We start from the raw sequence: 16715 nt of genomic DNA, 5'->3' as shown, positions 1-16715 counted from the left end.
TTCCCTCTTATAAATACTGTTGTGTTTTTATTGGTGTTTGCTAGGGAGCTGCAGCCTCGCCTGCGAGGAAGCCCACCTTAACGCCCATATCCGGCAGGATTCGAGCATCTTTGTCGTCGATAGCGATTCGTACCCGGACAGTCGCCTTGGCTCGATCGGCCGTTGGAATGATGGCGACAACGGTAGCTGGAATGTCCCAGTTCGGGTATGCATCCAGGTTGGCGTTAACTTTCTGTCCCTTGGCGACCCGGCCGATAAAGGCCTCGTTCACATCCACTTCGATTTCGAGTGAATTCATATCCACGATGGTACAGATTCCAGTACGGGTAAAACCTCCGCCGGCAGAGCTGGGGGCAACTATCTCGCCAGGTTGTGCATTTTTTGTCGTGACTACGCCGGCAAAAGGCGCGCGGATAATATGATCTGCCAGGCGTTCTCGCTGCCTCTCAGCTTCAAGAATGGCGACTTGAATATTGGCGCGGGCACTTTTTAAGTCTGCCCGTAACCCCTCTACCGAGGATTCACTTTGAGTGAGCTGCGCTTTGCTGGAATAATTTTTGTCTCGAAGTCCGGCAAAACGCCGATATTGGCGTTCAGCCTCTTTTAACTTCGCGTAAATACTCGCTTCCTTGGCTTGAAGCACTTGAATTTGTGCCTGGGCAAAATCCAGCGCGACCCGCGCTTTGGCATCATCCAAGCGGGCCAGAACCTGCCCCTCCTCGACCTGCATTCCCTCTTCGACATCCACACTACTGATCAGGCCCATTACTTCTGCAGAGACCGTAGCCATGCGCCTCGGTGTGATATAGCCGGAAGCATTAAGAATGGTCTCGTGAAATTTTTCCTCCCTGGGAATCAAGCTGAGAGTCTTGGCTTGAGGTTCGCTACTTTGGGGGAGCACTGGTGTACTGTCTTCTGCAAATAGAGAAGCGCCGGCAAGGCCTATAACTATGCCAGTAACTAGGCCGACAGATGCCGCCAATATAACTTTGCGCGATGGGGAACTGGGTTCGGGCGCTGTTTCCCGATCAATTTTGAGTTGACCGAGCAGCGCACTAGTATCTCTGCTCATACAGCCTGTTTTTATTAGTTACTTCCTGTAAACAGCAACTGTGGCAGAAATTAAAAAATATTGCCACGCGTTAGCGTGGCCATGACATCTTGTGTCGCTAGTGGCGCCAAAAAGCCGGGGTAAGTAGTACTAGCAGGGTAAATATTTCCAGGCGTCCCATCAGCATCGCCAGGATAAGAAACCATTTGGCGACTTCATTAACCGCACCATAGTGGGCAGCGGCTTCGCCGAGGGCGGGCCCGATATTACTCAGGCAGGAGGCTACTGTAGTAACGGAGGTGACAAAGTCCTCACCGGTGGCAATGACGATAATGGCGAGGATAAAAAAGGATGAAACATAGACCGCAAAGAAGCCCCACACTGCGTCGGTAACTCGATCGGGGACAATTTTGCGATTGATCTTGATTGGGATAACCGCATTGGGATGTACCAAGCGATTCAGCTCGCGCATGCCGGACTTCATAATCAGCATACCGCGCACCGCCTTAATGCCCCCCGAGGTTGAGCCGGCGCAGGCACCGAGAATACCTAACAGCAAGAGGACGTAGGGTAAGAATACTGGCCAGGCTGAGAAATTTTCCGAGGCGAAGCCGGCAGTGGTGCTGATCGAGACCACCTGGAAGAAACCGTGTAGCAGGCTGTTACCGGGGGAGAAGATATTCAATATCCACAGGTAACAGCTAATCAACAGGCCGGCACCGAGAATCAGCATAACGTAGAAGCGGAATTCTGAGTCGCGCCAATAGTGGCTGAGGGTCCTGTTGCGAAATGCGAAGAAATGCAGGCCGAAGTTAATGGCAGCAGTAAACATAAACACGATACAAATAATCATGATCGCGCGGTTGTGGGCGTAGAACCCCATACTGGCATCGTGGGTGGAGAAGCCTCCATTGGCCACAGTGGAAAACGCATGGCCAACGGCGTCGAATACCGTCATGCCGGCCCACCAGTAGCCGATGCCGCAGAGGATTGTAAGAATCACATAAATAACAATTAGTGCCCGCGCTGTCTCGGCAATACGCGGAGTCAATTTGGTATCTTTTACCGGGCCGGGAATTTCTGCCTTATACAGCTGCATACCACCGATACCCAGCATCGGCAGGATGGCCAGGGCGATAACAATTACGCCGATACCGCCAAACCACTGCAACTGCTGGCGGTAGTAGAGAATGGCAGGAGGCAGTGAGTCCAACCCGGTAATCACCGTGGCGCCGGTGGTTGTTAGCCCTGAGATGGATTCAAAAATAGAGTCGGTGATACTCAAGTCAGGCTGTGGGCTGATAATAAAGGGCAGGGCACCGAAGCTGCCCAGTACCAGCCAGAACAAAGATGTCACTACGAACCCGTCCCGGGTGCGCAGGTCTTCGCGTAAATCGTGCACTGGCAGCCACATGAACAGGCCGGTGATCAGAGTGATGACAAAGGCTGCGACAAATGCGCTGTGAGTACCATCTTCATACCACAGGGATACGCCAATCGGCGGCAGCAGAGTCAGGCTGAACACCGTCAAGAGAATTCCAAAAACTCGCGCAATTACCGCAATTCGCATTGGCGCCTATCAGCCTATCGTTATTTGTTGCAATGTTATCTGGACGGCGGAGACCGTTATCGCCGGAAAACGAAAATATTATTTGCTCAGAAAAAGCCAAAACCAACTTGGAACAGTTGTTCAACATGGCGAGTCTGGCGGCGGTCGATAAGGAAGACAATCACGTGGTCATCGCTTTGCACAATGACATCATCGTGTGCCATCAAAACTTCGCTGCCATTTTCCGTTTCCCGTACTATGGCGCCAATCGAGGCGCCCTCGGGCAAGTCGATATCTTCGATCTTGCGCCCCACCACCTTGGAAGTGCGCTCGTCACCGTGGGCGATAACCTCAATGGCTTCAGCTGCACCTCGACGCAGGGAGTGGACGTTGACCATATCTCCTCGGCGCACATGGGTGAGCAGGCTGCCAATCGTATTTTGCTGCGGTGAGATGGCAATATCGATTTCACCACCCTGTACCAGGTCCACATAAGCGCGGTTATTGATCAGGGTCATCACTTTGCGTGCGCCCAGACGCTTGGCCAATAGTGACGACATGATATTAGCCTCGTCGTCATTGGTCAGGGCAAGAAAAACATCGGTATCTTCGATGCTCTCTTCCAGCAGCAACTCCTGATCGGAGGCGCTGCCGTGCAGGATAATGGTGTGAGACAGCTCCTCGGATAAAAATACACAGCGCTCGTGGCTCTGCTCAATAATTTTTACCGAATAGCGATTCTCCAGCCGGGTGGCCAAGCGCAAACCAATATTGCCGCCGCCGGCGATCACCACTCGTTTATAACCGTGTTCCAATCGACGCAGTTCGCTCATTACCGCGCGAATATCTGCTCGCGCGGCAATAAAGAACACCTCATCGCCGGCTTCAATCACCGTATCACCCTGGGGAATAATTGGCCGGTTGCGGCGATAAATCGCTGCAACCCGGGTATCTACCTTGGGCATATGCTCGCGCAAATAGCGCAGTTGGTGCCCAACAAGAGGCCCGCCCTGAATGGCTAAAACCGTTACCAGCTGTACGCGACCGCCGGCAAAATCCAACACCTGCAAGGCACCGGGATGTTCCATCAGGCGGGAGATATACTCTGAAACCAGTTGCTCCGGGCTGATCAGTACATCGATAGGGATGGCCTGGGTATCGAATAATTCCGGGTATTGCAGATAGGAGGAGGCTCGTACCCGGGCGATTTTGGTGGGTACGCGAAACAGAGAGTGCGCAATCTGGCAGGCCGCCATATTGGTCTCATCGTTATTGGTGACTGCAACCAGGATATCCGCATCCTCAATCCCGGCTTCCATCAGAATATCCGGGTGAGAGGCGTGGCCCAGTACCACGCCGATATCGATGCGGTCGCGCAGTTCGCGCAGGGTTTTCTCGTCGCTGTCCACCAGGACAATATCATTGCGCTCGGAGGCCAGGGCCTCCGCAAGAGAGCCGCCCACCTGGCCGGCGCCGAGAATGACAATTTTCATATCGGATGAGACTCGCGACTAGCGACGTCGTTATTCAGCTTTGCTCAGCAGAGCGTAGTAGAAACCGTCACCGCCGCCGGTTTGGGGTAGAAGCTGCATACCGGCAACTTGTTTCTCGCCCCAGGGCTTATCGTTTAGCAGTTCAGGGGTATTGTCGCTCGCATCCTCTGTCTCCGCAATGAACGCTGCGACGACTTCGCTGTTTTCCGTCGGTAGGCTGGAACAGGTGGCGTAAAGCAACTGCCCACCCGGTTTAACCAGGGGCCACAGAGCGCGCAGGATCTTGCCCTGCAAAGCCACTAACTCGGCAATGTCTTCTTCTCGGCGCAATAGTTTGATATCCGGGTTGCGGCGAATTACCCCGGTTGCCGAACAGGGTGCGTCCAGTAGTATCTGGTCGTATTGCTGCCCGTCCCACCACTCATTCGGAGACGTGGCATCGGCACAGATAAGCTCGGCACTCTGCCCGTTGCGCTCGAGGTTTTCCTCGACCCGCACTAGGCGGTCCTCCTCAATATCCAACGCGCTCAACTGAATGCTGGATTCCTGCTCTAATAAGTGGCAACTCTTGCCTCCAGGTGCCGCACATGCGTCCAACACCCGGGCATTTTCCTGCGGCTGTAACAGCAGCGCCGCTAATTGTGCGGACTCATCTTGAACACTGACCAAGCCCTCGGCAAAGCCCGGTAGCACTGTGACTGAAACCGGCTCAACCAGGGTGATACCGACTGGGGAAATAGTACAAGGCTCGGCGGAGAGGCCGGTTTCATCGAGCTGTTGTAAATAGTCCGCGCGCGAGATCTTGGCAGTGTTTACCCGCAAGGTCATGGGTGGGTTGGCATTGTTGGCGCGGAAGATATCTGACGCCTTCTCAGGCCAGGCGGCTTTAATCCGCTGCTGTAACCAGGCCGGGTGCATAGAGCTGAACTGTGGATTGCCGGACAGCTTGCGCTGAAGCTGCTCACTGTTGCGCAGGGCGTTGCGCAGCACCCCGTTGATCAGCCCGGTCGCTCTGTCCAGACCGAGGCTGCGCGCGGCATTGACGGTTGCAGATATGGCGGCGTGATCGGGTATGCGAGTGTACTCGAGTTGGTAAATGCCCAGCAGGATCAGTGCATTGATCTCAATATCCGAGACTTTTTTACGCAGCAACTTGGCGGCGATCAATTGCAGGCGCGGTGCCGTGCGGGCACTGCCGTAACAGAGCTCCCGCAACAGAGGGCGGTCGCGCTCCTCGACTTTGTCCTCGGCGGCAGGCAGAAGTCTTGCCAACGAGCCACGTTCTTCCAGCAGTGAGGCGATAACTCGGGCGGCCTCGGCGCGTACATCTCTGCTCATAATTATCCCAGTTTGGTACCCGGGGCGAACTGCTCCCGGTAGCCTTTCAAAATTTCTGCTGCGGGAAGCGCTTTTTTACCCGGTAGCTGTATTAACTGGAGGCGCAGGGCCTCCCGGCCGCAGGCCACTAAAATACCTTCGTCGTCACTGGAGAGAATGGTACCGGGCTGATCACTGTGGCAGCCCTGTTCGATGGCGGCGCTATAGATACGCAGGCGCTGCTCGCCCTTCTTGTCCTGATAAGTGCTCCAGCACACCGGGAAGGGGTTAAAAGCGCGTATTAATCGATGCAGTTCAGCAGCGGGGCGCTGCCAGTTGATCCGCGCCTCTTCCTTGGTAATTTTGTTGGCGTAGTTAGCCTGGGTATCGTCTTGTACCTGAGGGTTGGCACTGCCACTTTCCAGTAGAGCCAGGGCCTGGAGGAGGGATGGGCCGCCGAGTTCCGCCAGCTTGTCGTGCAAATTGCCACCGGTATCAGATTCGGTAATGGCGCAGCGGTTTTCCACCAAAACTGGGCCGGTATCCAGGCCCGCCTCCATTTGCATAATGGCGACGCCACTTTCATTGTCGCCCGCTTCCACTGCGCGTTGGATTGGCGCTGCGCCACGCCAGCGTGGCAACAGAGAGGCGTGCACATTGATACAGCCCAGACGCGGGGTATCCAGCACCACTTGCGGCAGTATCAGGCCGTAGGCCACCACCACCATAATATCCGCTCCAAGGGCAGCGAGCTCTGCCTGGGCCGTCTCATCGCGAAGGCTCAGGGGTTGGTACACCGGGATATTGTGGGAGAGTGCCAGCTGTTTCACAGGGCTGGCGAGCAACTTCTTACCGCGCCCAGCCGGCCTGTCCGGTTGGGTGTAAACGGCAATGACATTGTGCTCGCTGTCGAGCAGCGCTTGCAGGTGCACGGCGGCAAAGTCCGGTGTGCCGGCAAAAATAATATTCACTGACTTGCTCTCAGGTAATGGGGGTGGGAGAGCTGCCGTAAGGCGGCAGCTCCGGGCTCCTGCGGCTGGCGTAGATCAGGCGCGGCGGCGCTGGGATTTTTCCAGCTTGGAGCGGATGCGGTTGCGCTTCAGCGGGGAGACATAATCCACGAACAGCTTGCCGTCCAAATGATCGACTTCATGTTGGATACAGACCGCCAGCAATCCCTCGGCCTCCAGGGCAAAAGGTTCGCCATTGCGGTCCAGGGCTTTAACACGCACTTTGCGCGGGCGTTCCACTGTTTCGTAGAAACCGGGCACCGACAGGCAGCCCTCGTCGTACTGGTGGATTTCCGGGTCCAGCACTTCGATCTCGGGGTTGATAAACCCGAGCGGTTCATTGCCGTCTTCAGAGATATCCACCACCACAATGCGCTCCTGCACATTGACTTGGATGGCGGCGAGGCCGATGCCGGGCGCGGCGTACATGGTTTCAAACATGTCGTCGAGCAATTGGCGGTGGGCGTCGGTCACTTCAGCGACGGGTTTAGCGACCTCGCGCAGGCGCGGGTCGGGAAATTCCAGTATCTCGAGTTTAGCCATAACACCTGTGACAAACTTCTAGTATTCGTTGAACGTGCGCTGATAACATTATGATCGCGCTCAAAATTTACCGAGTGGACCCCTGTTTTTGCTGGCGCTATGCGCCCGGGTCCGGTCTCACTCCCTTCACGGGAGTGGCCCGGCGCTGAGAATTATAGCGATAAAGAGCATAGGAATGCTTCCATGAAAAAAATTATCCTGGCCGCGATCTCGATGTTAGCGGTTGCCCTTGGTGTCGAAGCACAGGATCAGGTTCGCCTGAACCCCAGTCACCCCGACGCTTATGTGGTGCAAAAGGGCGATACGCTCTGGGATATTTCCAGTCAGTTCCTGGTGCAACCCTGGTACTGGCCGGAGATTTGGCAAGTGAACCCACAGGTGGAAAACCCCCACCTGATTTATCCGGGAGATAGCCTGCGTCTTGTTTACATCGATGGTCAGCCACAATTACAACTGCAGCGCGGCCCCCGGGCGTATCAACTGTCGCCGGGGGTTGATGGCAACCGCCTGTCGCCCTCGATCCGCCGCCAGGCAGTTGAGGATGCAATTCCGGCGATTCCGCTGGATGCGATTAATGCTTTCTTGTCCCGTACCCGTATTGTGGAGCCCGGTGCTTTTGAGGGGACTCCCTATGTGGTGTCTGGGTCAGACAATCATATCTTGATGGGCGCTGGGGATATTCTCTATGCTCGCGGTGATTTTACTGCAGCTTTACCATCTTACGGGCTTTATCGCCCTGGCCCGGTTTATACCGACCCGGTATCCGGTGAAGTTCTCGGACGACAGGCACTTGGTATAGGTGCTTTAGATCTGTTACAGCTGGACCCAGATAGCAATCCGGATGACAACTCGAACTTTTCGATAGCGACAATGGGCGTGCGCAATACCTCTCGGGAGATTCGCCTAGAAGATCGCTTAATGCCGGTTGAGGAGCGCTCAATTGATGCGCTGTTCCACCCCAGTGCACCGGCAGTCACGATTGATGGGTTGATTGTTGGGGTCGATGAAGGGGTGAGCCAGATTGCCAAGTTTGATGTGGTTATCCTTAATTCTGGCAATCGGGATGGCTTGCAAGCCGGCAATGTCCTGGCGATATACAAAGCCGGTTCAACAGTACGTGACCGCATTGCCGGTGACGTGGTGAAGCTTCCAGATACCCGTGCCGGTGAGCTGATGGTATTCCGCACCTTTGAAAAAATGAGCCTAGCCCTGGTACTGGATGCTCGTCGCCCGCTGGCAGTGATGGATATGGTACGCAACCCTTAAGCCGCTCCAGAAAATCTCGCGGCAGGTGTTGCTGTTTGCCCTGCCGCACAACTTTCAAAACAGAAAATGGTAAGTTGCATGGATGCATTGACCGCTACTATGGCGTTGCTGCGTCTCGAGGGAATTGGCCCGGCTCGCTACTGGCAATTACTGGAGCACTTTGCCACTGCCGAAGAGGCTCTCCAGCAGTTTCCTCAACCTCTTCTGCAAAAATTATCACCGCGGGCCCAAACCCAGTGGCGGGAATTTTCCAGCCGATCTGCCGCCAGTGAGCTCGCTGATTGGGTTGAGCGTGAGCGAGCCCGCTGCGCAGACCTGGGCGTGCAGCTGATTTGTCACAGCGATCCCGATTATCCCGCCCTTTTATCGGAGACCTCGCGCCCCCCGCCTGTGCTTTATATCCGTGGCGAAAAAAGCGCTCTAAATCTACCGCAGGTAGCGATGGTGGGTGCCCGTCGGGCGACTGTGGCGGGTCTGGATAATGCCCGGGCCTTCGCCGCGGAATTGGCAGGTTCCGGATTTGCTATCACTTCCGGGCTGGCTCTGGGTGTAGATACTGCAGCTCACCGAGGGGCGTTGCAGGGAGCGGGCTCCACGATCGCAGTTTTGGGTAGTGGAGTTGACCGTATTTATCCAAAACACAACCGCCCCCTGGCGGAGGATATTCTCTCTGCAGGCGGTGCTCTAATAAGCGAATTGCCTCTTGGCAGCAATGCTGAAGCGAAGAATTTCCCTCGGAGGAATCGGATTATCAGTGGCCTTTCAATGGGGGTATTACTGGTAGAAGCAGCAATGCGCTCAGGTTCTCTGATTACGGCACGTTTGGCGCTGGAGCAGAATCGAGAGGTTTTTGCGATACCAGGTTCTATCCACAATCCAATGGCCAGGGGTTGCCACCACCTGATTAAAGAAGGTGCGACACTGGTTGAAACCAGCGCAGATGTAGCCGGCCAGCTCGGCGGTTTACTGGCAGAGCCCACACCCACTGAACTCCCCCCCGGTAAACCACTGCCCGAGCTTCAGCAACATATCATCAGAGCGCTTGCCGGAGGGCCTCGGAGTATCGAGCTATTGTCTCGTGATACCGGGATTGAGGCGGGTGAATTGATGGCTGTATTGATGGAGTTGGAGTTAGAGGGCTTGGTAGAGCAATTCACAGGGTCTTACCAGCTAACAATGAAGGGCAGCCGTTATACAGAAGGGAAAAAACTGGCTAAACCCCCTGCGGAGCCAGTGAGCCTCTAAAGGTCTTGCTCGGAAGTTACGGAAAGAATTAGTAAGAATCCCCGTGTTTGATGGTGTAGCCGCCGATCAATTCGCGCAGTTCTGGGACAGCGCTAATACTCAGTGGATTCCAAAAGTGGAGTCTAATTATGGCGGATAAACCCAAACTCACCACTGATGCCGGCGCTCCGGTTCCCGATAATCAAAATAGCCTTACAGCGGGGCCAGATGGCCCGCTATTGATTCAAGATTATCAGCTTATCGAAAAACTGGCGCATCAAAATCGTGAGCGTATACCCGAGCGGGCGGTACATGCCAAAGGTTGGGGCGCCTATGGGGTTTTGAGGGTAACCGGTGATATTTCTAACTACACCTGTGCCCGGGTACTGCAGCCGGGGGCAGAGACCCCACTGTTGGCCCGTTTTTCAACCGTGGCCGGTGAATTGGGTGCAGCTGATGCGGAACGGGATGTTCGTGGTTTTGCACTGAAGTTTTATACGGAGGAGGGCAATTGGGATTTGGTCGGCAACAATACGCCGGTCTTTTTTGTACGAGACCCCTACAAGTTCCCGGATTTTATCCACACACAAAAACGCCACCCCCGCACTCACTTGCGCTCCCCTACGGCCATGTGGGATTTCTGGTCGCTGAGCCCCGAGAGTCTTCACCAAGTGACCATACTGTTCTCCGATCGCGGTTTGCCCATATCCCCGTTGCATATGAATGGTTATGGCTCCCATACCTTCTCACTGTGGAATCACAATGGAGAGCGCTTCTGGGTCAAATTTCATTTTAAGACTCAGCAGGGACATAGGTTCTTCACCAATACGGAAGCTGAAGCTGTGATTGGACGCTCGAGGGAGAGTTACCAGGAGGCGATGTACAGCGCGATAGAAAATGGGGAATGTCCGAAGTGGACATTCCAAGTTCAGGTCATGCCCGAGGCAGACCTTGGCAAAACAAGCTACAACCCCTTTGACCTCACCAAGGTTTGGCCCCACGGTGATTACCCTCCCATCGAGGTGGGAACCATGGAGTTGAATCGCAACCCGCAAGACTACTTTACAGAAATCGAGCAGGCAGCTTTCTCTCCATCCAATATCGTACCGGGTATCAGTTTCTCACCGGATAAGATGCTGCAGGCGCGTATATTCTCTTATGCCGATGCACATCGTCACCGCTTGGGAACTCACTATGAGAGTCTTCCAGTGAATGCACCGCGTTGTCCTGTCCATAATTATTATCGGGATGGTGAAATGAATAGTACGGGTATCCGCAGTGGCAATCCGGATGCCTTTTATGAGCCGAATAGTTTTTCTGGAGCAGAGGAGGACCCAAAAGCGAAAGAACCCCCGTTACCAATATCCGGTGCGGCAGATAGATATGACCACCGCAAAGACAATGATGATTACAGTCAGGTTCGAGCGCTCTTTGACTTGTTCGACGATGAACAAAAACAGCGCTTATATAAGAATATTGCAGAAGCGATGGCGGGTGTACCGAATGAAATAATTAAGCGACAATTGGCTGAGTTCCACAAAGTACATCCCAGCTATGCCGCAGGGGTAAAAATGGCGCTTTGAAGAGCGGTCCGCAGGCCCTGTTTAATATAAATTGCCACAGCCTTTGCTCAAATAGAAAGCTGGGCTGAGCAAGGCGGTTACATCTTGTGCGCAGTTGGGCAATCCGCTAGATTGCAGTGGTTTACCTCGCTCGGCAGTAAAGTAAGTCGAAAGAGAAGCCCTTTGGAGCGATCCTCGTGGATTTTGACTTCGATGTGCCTGTAGTGGAAGTTGCCTTTGGTGTCCGTTCCATATTCCCTTGCAGCAAGATTTGCAGCAGCGTAAAGATGAAGTAAAACCGGCATTAATGAGATGAAGTACTCACCACTTTCCGTAAAACAGGCTGCCCGGGCCCTGGCAGCGGGTGGTGTTATTGCCCATCCCACTGAATCTGTATGGGGCCTGGCTTGCGACCCCAATAACCTGCAGGCTGTCAGGCGCCTGCTACAACTCAAGCATCGCCCGCTTGAGAAGGGTTTGATCCTGGTCTCTGGTGATAGAAAGCATTTTGACCCGCTCCTTAGAAACCTTAGTGATCAGCAGCAGGAACAGCTGGATTGCAGCTGGCCGGGACCGGTGACATGGCTCGTACCCCATCGGGGCTTAATTCCTGCCTGGGTCTGTGGAGTACATAAATCTGTGGCCCTGCGCTGCACCGATCACCCGTTTACAGCTGCGTTAACACGCGCCTTTGGCGGTGCTATCGTATCCACGTCAGCAAACCCGGCCGGGTCTCAGCCCGCCCGTAATAAATACCAGGTACTGCGCTATTTCGGCCGCGATCTCGACTTTGTCGGCGGCGGCTCGACCGGCGGCCGCAGCGCCCCCAGTGAAATTCGCGATCTGCAAAGCGGCCGTGTGCTGAGGGCGGGTGCCTAACCTCAAACAGAGACGTAGTTTTCGCCTATGAGTGATATCGATACCAAGGAAGTAAAGGCCTATCTACTCGGCCTACAAGACCGTATTTGCAATGCCCTGAGCGAAGAAGACGGCCAGTCATTTCGTGAGGACAACTGGGACAGGCCCGGTGGTGGCGGTGGTCGAACTCGAGTGCTGGAAGAGGGGAATCTGATCGAAAAAGGCGGAGTGAACTTTTCCCATGTTTATGGGGATGGACTCCCGCCTTCGGCCACGGCTAATCGCCCCGAACTGGCCGGTTGTTCTTTTGAAGCAATGGGCGTCTCCCTGGTCATTCACCCGCGCAACCCTTACGTACCCACTAGCCATGCAAACGTGCGTCTATTTGTGGCGAAAAAGCCAGGAGCTGAGCCCATCTGGTGGTTTGGTGGTGGCTATGATTTGACCCCGTATTACGGCTATCACGAGGATGTTGTACATTGGCACCAAACGGCCAAGCAGGCCTGTGAGCCTTTTGGCAGCGAGGTATACCCTCACTTTAAGCAGTGGTGTGACAAATATTTCTACTTGAAGCATCGGGATGAAGCTCGGGGAGTCGGCGGACTCTTTTTCGATGATTTTAACGAAGGTGGCTACGACAATGCTTTTGCGCTTATGCGCGCTGTTGGCGATAGTTACTTGGAGGCTTATCTACCCATTGTGCAGAAGCGCAAAGAGGCTGCTTACGGTGAGCGCGAGCGTGAATTCCAACTCTACCGCCGTGGGCGCTATGTGGAATTCAACCTGGTCTTTGATCGTGGCACTCTGTTCGGATTGCAAAGTGGTGGGCGTACAGAATCCATTCTGATGTCCTTGCCCTCACTGGTGAGTTGGAAGTATGACTGGCAACCAGAGCCGGGATCTGCGGAAGAGAAGCTATACACTGATTTTCTGCCACACAGAGACTGGGTATAGCCAAGCAATTTGTCACAATGGAGGTTTGTTGTGCACCCATCGCGATTGGAAGGAATCAACTCCCTGTTTCTCGATTACAGGCGGCATTTTGAAACGGGAGATGTTGAGCAGATTGCTGACTTTTATCGTTTCCCACTGCACTACTACCGGGAAGATGGCGTAAAGCTCACCGTAGAACGGGATGAGTTTATCCAGCAGGTGGTTAAGCTCCTCAATGCTTATCGACGCCTTGGTGTCTGTCAGATTCTCGGCACTGTTACCGAGGTGATAGAGCTGAATAATTACAGCACCCTTGCGAGCTTGCGCTGGACCTTGTTACACCCGCAGGGGGAAGAAAAGGCGGTAGAGCTGTACAGCTCACAAACCCGCTATTTAGTCACCGAAGCTGCCGACGGCCTCAAAATTGACGGTTTAATAATTGTCGATGAAAGTGCCAAGATTCGTGAGGCAGCGAGAGAGCGCAAAAGGGCGGAATCATGAGTGACCGCTATGCGGTGGTGGGTAACCCTATAGAGCACTCCCTCTCACCGGAGATACACCGAGCCTTTGTCACGCAAACAGGCGAGGATATCGATTACAGTAAACTGCTTGCCCCCCTGGATGGCTTTGTTAATTACGCGCGAACTTTTTTTGCTGAGGGTGGTTGTGGCCTTAATGTGACGGTGCCCTTCAAGCTGCAAGCATTTGAGATGGCGGATAACCTGACCGAGCGGGCTGCGTCAGTGGGAGCGGTGAATACCTTGGCACTGGCTGAAGGTGGAAAGATTCTCGGCGATAACACCGACGGGGCCGGCCTGGTATTTGATATTTGCACCAACTTGGGCTGGAAAATCAAGGATCGGAAAGTTCTCTTGCTGGGAGCTGGCGGAGCCGCCCGGGGAGCATTGCTGCCAATCCTTGCGGAAAAACCAGCACATTTACATATTGCTAACCGCACCGCAGAAAAAGCGGTACAGCTTGCGGCAGAATTTTCCCAGTTGGGCGAATTAAGTGGTGGTGGCCTGGAGGAATTGAGAGGCTGCTACGACCTGATTATCAATGCGAGTTCCGCAAGCCTTGGCGGTGTGCTGCCGCCGCTTCCTGAAGGCTGTGTCGCCAGTCATGGTAAAGCTTACGACATGATGTACGCCGCCGAGCCAACGCCTTTTTTACAATGGGCGCGTGGACAGGGCGCAGAGAGTGCTGATGGCCTTGGGATGTTGGTAGAGCAGGCCGCTGAGTCATTTTTGCTGTGGCGTGGTGTACGTCCTGAAACAGCGCCGATCATGGCCAAGTTGCGCCGGGCCCTCAATCAGACAACCGATAATTAAAAGAGAGAAAGCGTTGTGCGTGATATTGTGCGAAACCTGTCGATTTGTTTTGCTGTGGGGTGTTTCGGTGGGCTCTGCTATGCCGTGGGGCTATGGGCCATGGGGCGGTATGGCTTCACCCAGTTTCTAGGGGTAGATTTGGCGCCATCCCTGAGCAATGCCTACCTGTACCAGCGCGTAGTTTGGGGTGGAGTTTTCGGGTTGCTGTTTTTGTTGCCTTTGCGCAACGCCTGGTTAATACGGGGCTTCCTCTTATCCCTGGTGCCGGCAGGGTTGATGTTGTTATATCTTCTGCCGCAGAGAGGTTATGACTACGGTGCTCTGGTACTGGGACAAATGACGCCCCTGGTTATCGTTTTGGCTTGTGCCATTGGCGGGATAGGTGCATCGGCACTGCTGCGGCTACAGGGTAAATAGTGAGGAGGCCTTGGTTGCCAAGGCCTGCCACATCACTGTTTAAATTCGATCTCAACCAAGCTGCAGCTTTGGGTATATCCCATAGCCCGCTTGATCGTGGGGAAGACTGACGCGGTAGCGACGCTGACCCCCAGCTCGATTCTCTGCCGGTTATCCAGTTGTGCACCTATCCGTTCGTTGAGAACAGGGTCGATTGTTTTGTAGCTGGCCACGGCTGTTGCAAAATCAAAAATGTCCTGCAAGTTCTCAGGCAGGCCGCTGCCGCCTTGGATACAAGCTTTCACCAAGTGGGGTTCAACACCAGCCTCTAAGGCCATACGCACATTCAGTTGCAGGCACATGCCGCAATCAGCTACTTGCATTGCCGCTATCTTACCCACCCAAAAAACATCAATAGGTAAAAACTCCCTGTGCATGGATAAGGGCTGAAAATTTCTGAACTTTTCAAAGCCTTCAGGAGAGCCCTGGAGAAACTCGCGTAAGTAGTCCATGTCATAGCGGTATTTTTCGGAGAAGGCCTCCATTTCCTGGAGATATTGCTGTTTGGACATAGTTTGGCTCCTAATCAGTCGGATTGAGTTACAGACCATCGGCCTACAACGCCAAGTCTTATGCAAAAGCCTGATAGGTAAAAATTAGTTTCTATCGGATATTTCGATAGGTGGGCTGTAAAAGTTACCGTAGAGTCGCCGGGCCTCTCGGGCGAACCATTGCGCAGCTAAGCCTTGTGGCGTCTGCTTGGACCAGAGCAGATCCACACCGAGGCTCCAGGTATTGAGAGAACCGGTTAAGTTGAGCTCAACCAACCTGCCGCTTTTTAAAAAGGGGCGGGCCAGTTCGTAGGGCGCATTGACCCACCCAACCCCCTTACATGCCAGATCCAGGGCCTGTAGCAGAGAATCACTTCGCCAAGTCTGTGCAGAGAGCTGCCAACGGTACCTTTGGGATTCTGGTGCTGTGGTGATCTGTCGGTGCTGGGCCGCTTCATTCAATGAGGATTGTTTTTTCTGGGCCAGGGGATGTTCCGGACAGGCCAGGCTAAGTACCCGCTGTTGTCCCAGGTTACTGGTATCCAGCGAGCTGGGATAGGAATCCCTTGAGGTGACAAAGGCAAAATCGGCTTCACCATGTGTCACCTGTTGGACTGCTTCCTCCCCAGTAACACTGCCGAGTTGAAGCTCAGTATGCGGGAAGCGCTCGCTGAAAGTTACCAGCATATCGTTGAGTCGATCTGGCATTACCAGCTCTTCAAATAATATATTGAGCTGGGGCTCTTCTCCCCGCTGGAAGGAATTTGCTGCCTGTTGGAAGCGCTGCAACTGCCCCAACGATTGACGTGCTAATGGCAGTAATGCCAAAGCGGCGTCGGTGGGTTGGGGATATTTCCCTTCGCGGTTAAAGAGAGTCAGCCCCAGGTCGAGTTCAAGATTTTGAATCAAGCTGCTTACAGAAGACTGAGCCCGGCCCACTTCGCGAGCAACCGCCGAAAAAGATCCGACTTCACAGGAGCGCACAAAAATATGCAGCTGGTCCATATTCAGGTTAAGCATAGCGGGGAGCCGGCTGTCACTATGGTTGCTGTTTAAGGAGGTACTGATCTTTCAGTTTCACGTAGTTTTCAGCGGAATACTTAAAGAAAGCCTTTTCCTTGTCAGACAGGGGGCGCGCCTTTTTGCAGGGGGCGCCTACATAGAGATAACCACTCTCCAGGGTTTTACCGGGCGGAACCAGTGCTCCGGCTGCCAGTACGACATCGTCCTCAATAATGGCTCCGTCGAGAACAATAGATCCGATACCAATTAAGATCCGGTTGCCGATGGTACAACCGTGCAGGCAGGCTTTATGACCGATAGTGACATCTTCGCCAATAGTCAGCGGCCAACCGTCGGCGTTGAATGGTCCCGCATGGGTGATATGGAGAACAGCCCCATCCTGTACACTGGTTCGCGCGCCGATTCGGATCTTATGCATATCACCGCGCACAACGGCCATGGGCCATACGGAGCAATCATCCCCCAGGGTAACGTCACCAATGACTGCGGATTGAGGATCGATATATACGCTGTCGCCAAGTTCTGGAAACTTCTCGCCGTGGGAATCATCGTGGCTGCGCAGTGGGGACATAAATAAGCTCCTGTACAATGAATCCTCTATCATAGCT

General features: G+C 54.0%; 17 protein-coding genes. 8 read left to right on the top strand and 9 right to left on the bottom strand.

The features are described from left to right. Positions 1 to 40: 40 nt before the first annotated feature. The 6 genes from ACJJI3_RS16730 to def form a co-directional block, all read right to left on the bottom strand. Positions 41 to 1072, bottom strand: coding sequence for an efflux RND transporter periplasmic adaptor subunit (locus tag ACJJI3_RS16730; protein ID WP_444940345.1), 1032 nt, complete (start codon positions 1070 to 1072; stop codon positions 41 to 43). Positions 1073 to 1169: 97 nt separating this feature from the next. Continuing rightward, positions 1170 to 2621, bottom strand: a complete 1452-nt coding sequence (locus tag ACJJI3_RS16725) for a TrkH family potassium uptake protein (RefSeq protein WP_282930546.1) — start codon at positions 2619 to 2621, stop codon at positions 1170 to 1172. An 86-nt stretch (positions 2622 to 2707) separates the two neighbouring features. Further along, positions 2708 to 4093, bottom strand: a complete 1386-nt coding sequence (trkA, locus tag ACJJI3_RS16720) for a Trk system potassium transporter TrkA (protein ID WP_444940344.1) — start codon at positions 4091 to 4093, stop codon at positions 2708 to 2710. 30 nt (positions 4094 to 4123) lie between these two features. Then, on the bottom strand, positions 4124 to 5431 hold the full coding sequence (gene rsmB / locus ACJJI3_RS16715; RefSeq protein WP_444940343.1) for a 16S rRNA (cytosine(967)-C(5))-methyltransferase RsmB: 1308 nt from the start codon (positions 5429 to 5431) through the stop codon (positions 4124 to 4126). A 2-nt stretch (positions 5432 to 5433) separates the two neighbouring features. After that, entirely contained in the window at positions 5434 to 6381 is a 948-nt protein-coding gene (gene fmt / locus ACJJI3_RS16710; protein WP_444940342.1) for a methionyl-tRNA formyltransferase, read from the bottom strand. Positions 6382 to 6456: 75 nt separating this feature from the next. Then, a complete protein-coding gene (gene def, locus ACJJI3_RS16705) occupies positions 6457 to 6963 on the bottom strand; it encodes a peptide deformylase (protein WP_282930542.1) in 507 nt (168 codons plus the stop codon). 183 nt (positions 6964 to 7146) lie between these two features. On the opposite strand from def, the gene ACJJI3_RS16700 reads away from it, so the two are divergent. The 8 genes from ACJJI3_RS16700 (at position 7147) to ACJJI3_RS16665 (ending at position 14554) form a co-directional block, all read left to right on the top strand. Then, positions 7147 to 8229 (top strand): LysM peptidoglycan-binding domain-containing protein, encoded by a 1083-nt coding sequence (locus tag ACJJI3_RS16700; RefSeq protein ID WP_444940341.1) that lies wholly within the window; start codon positions 7147 to 7149, stop codon positions 8227 to 8229. A 78-nt stretch (positions 8230 to 8307) separates the two neighbouring features. Then, positions 8308 to 9474: a DNA-processing protein DprA gene (gene dprA, locus ACJJI3_RS16695; RefSeq protein ID WP_444940340.1), complete on the top strand. Its 1167-nt coding sequence runs from the start codon at positions 8308 to 8310 to the stop codon at positions 9472 to 9474. 128 nt (positions 9475 to 9602) lie between these two features. Beyond that, positions 9603 to 11036, top strand: coding sequence for a catalase (locus tag ACJJI3_RS16690; RefSeq protein ID WP_444940339.1), 1434 nt, complete (start codon positions 9603 to 9605; stop codon positions 11034 to 11036). A 291-nt stretch (positions 11037 to 11327) separates the two neighbouring features. Beyond that, positions 11328 to 11894, top strand: coding sequence for an L-threonylcarbamoyladenylate synthase type 1 TsaC (gene tsaC, locus ACJJI3_RS16685; RefSeq protein WP_444940338.1), 567 nt, complete (start codon positions 11328 to 11330; stop codon positions 11892 to 11894). 27 nt (positions 11895 to 11921) lie between these two features. Next, entirely contained in the window at positions 11922 to 12827 is a 906-nt protein-coding gene (gene hemF / locus ACJJI3_RS16680; RefSeq protein WP_444940337.1) for an oxygen-dependent coproporphyrinogen oxidase, read from the top strand. A gap of 30 nt (positions 12828 to 12857) precedes the next feature. Then, positions 12858 to 13307: a DUF6841 family protein gene (locus tag ACJJI3_RS16675; protein ID WP_413663901.1), complete on the top strand. Its 450-nt coding sequence runs from the start codon at positions 12858 to 12860 to the stop codon at positions 13305 to 13307. After that, the gene (gene aroE / locus ACJJI3_RS16670) at positions 13304 to 14137 is read left to right on the top strand and encodes a shikimate dehydrogenase (RefSeq protein ID WP_444940336.1); all 834 of its coding nucleotides are present in this window, start codon (positions 13304 to 13306) and stop codon (positions 14135 to 14137) included. Before ACJJI3_RS16675 ends, aroE begins: the two co-directional genes overlap by 4 nt. Positions 14138 to 14152: 15 nt before the next feature. After that, the gene (locus ACJJI3_RS16665) at positions 14153 to 14554 is read left to right on the top strand and encodes a hypothetical protein (RefSeq protein ID WP_282930533.1); all 402 of its coding nucleotides are present in this window, start codon (positions 14153 to 14155) and stop codon (positions 14552 to 14554) included. A gap of 32 nt (positions 14555 to 14586) precedes the next feature. Here ACJJI3_RS16665 and ACJJI3_RS16660 read toward each other — a convergent pair whose 3' ends face one another. The 3 genes from ACJJI3_RS16660 to ACJJI3_RS16650 all read right to left on the bottom strand — a co-directional run bounded on the left by ACJJI3_RS16660 (position 14587) and on the right by ACJJI3_RS16650 (position 16678). Continuing rightward, a complete protein-coding gene (locus tag ACJJI3_RS16660) occupies positions 14587 to 15105 on the bottom strand; it encodes a carboxymuconolactone decarboxylase family protein (RefSeq protein ID WP_444940335.1) in 519 nt (172 codons plus the stop codon). A gap of 84 nt (positions 15106 to 15189) precedes the next feature. After that, positions 15190 to 16104, bottom strand: coding sequence for a LysR family transcriptional regulator (locus ACJJI3_RS16655; protein WP_444940334.1), 915 nt, complete (start codon positions 16102 to 16104; stop codon positions 15190 to 15192). Positions 16105 to 16123: 19 nt separating this feature from the next. Continuing rightward, a complete protein-coding gene (locus tag ACJJI3_RS16650) occupies positions 16124 to 16678 on the bottom strand; it encodes a gamma carbonic anhydrase family protein (protein ID WP_444892455.1) in 555 nt (184 codons plus the stop codon). Positions 16679 to 16715: the final 37 nt, after the last annotated feature.

The sequence above is a fragment of the Microbulbifer maximicatervae (SeqCode) genome (genome assembly GCF_052466985.1).
This window is presented reverse-complemented; position numbering and strand designations above follow the sequence as displayed.

Excerpts from the sequence above, each read along its gene's own strand:
- ACJJI3_RS16730 (WP_444940345.1), bottom strand. The coding sequence starts at position 1,072 with ATGAGCAGAGATACTAGTGCGCTGCTCGGTCAACTCAAAATTGATCGG.
- ACJJI3_RS16725 (WP_282930546.1), bottom strand. The coding sequence starts at position 2,621 with ATGCGAATTGCGGTAATTGCGCGAGTTTTTGGAATTCTCTTGACGGTG.
- trkA (WP_444940344.1), bottom strand. The coding sequence starts at position 4,093 with ATGAAAATTGTCATTCTCGGCGCCGGCCAGGTGGGCGGCTCTCTTGCG.
- rsmB (WP_444940343.1), bottom strand. The coding sequence starts at position 5,431 with ATGAGCAGAGATGTACGCGCCGAGGCCGCCCGAGTTATCGCCTCACTG.
- def (WP_282930542.1), bottom strand. The coding sequence starts at position 6,963 with ATGGCTAAACTCGAGATACTGGAATTTCCCGACCCGCGCCTGCGCGAG.
- ACJJI3_RS16700 (WP_444940341.1), top strand. The coding sequence starts at position 7,147 with ATGAAAAAAATTATCCTGGCCGCGATCTCGATGTTAGCGGTTGCCCTT.
- dprA (WP_444940340.1), top strand. The coding sequence starts at position 8,308 with ATGGATGCATTGACCGCTACTATGGCGTTGCTGCGTCTCGAGGGAATT.
- ACJJI3_RS16690 (WP_444940339.1), top strand. The coding sequence starts at position 9,603 with ATGGCGGATAAACCCAAACTCACCACTGATGCCGGCGCTCCGGTTCCC.
- tsaC (WP_444940338.1), top strand. The coding sequence starts at position 11,328 with ATGAAGTACTCACCACTTTCCGTAAAACAGGCTGCCCGGGCCCTGGCA.
- hemF (WP_444940337.1), top strand. The coding sequence starts at position 11,922 with ATGAGTGATATCGATACCAAGGAAGTAAAGGCCTATCTACTCGGCCTA.
- aroE (WP_444940336.1), top strand. The coding sequence starts at position 13,304 with ATGAGTGACCGCTATGCGGTGGTGGGTAACCCTATAGAGCACTCCCTC.
- ACJJI3_RS16660 (WP_444940335.1), bottom strand. The coding sequence starts at position 15,105 with ATGTCCAAACAGCAATATCTCCAGGAAATGGAGGCCTTCTCCGAAAAA.
- ACJJI3_RS16655 (WP_444940334.1), bottom strand. The coding sequence starts at position 16,104 with ATGCTTAACCTGAATATGGACCAGCTGCATATTTTTGTGCGCTCCTGT.
- ACJJI3_RS16650 (WP_444892455.1), bottom strand. The coding sequence starts at position 16,678 with ATGTCCCCACTGCGCAGCCACGATGATTCCCACGGCGAGAAGTTTCCA.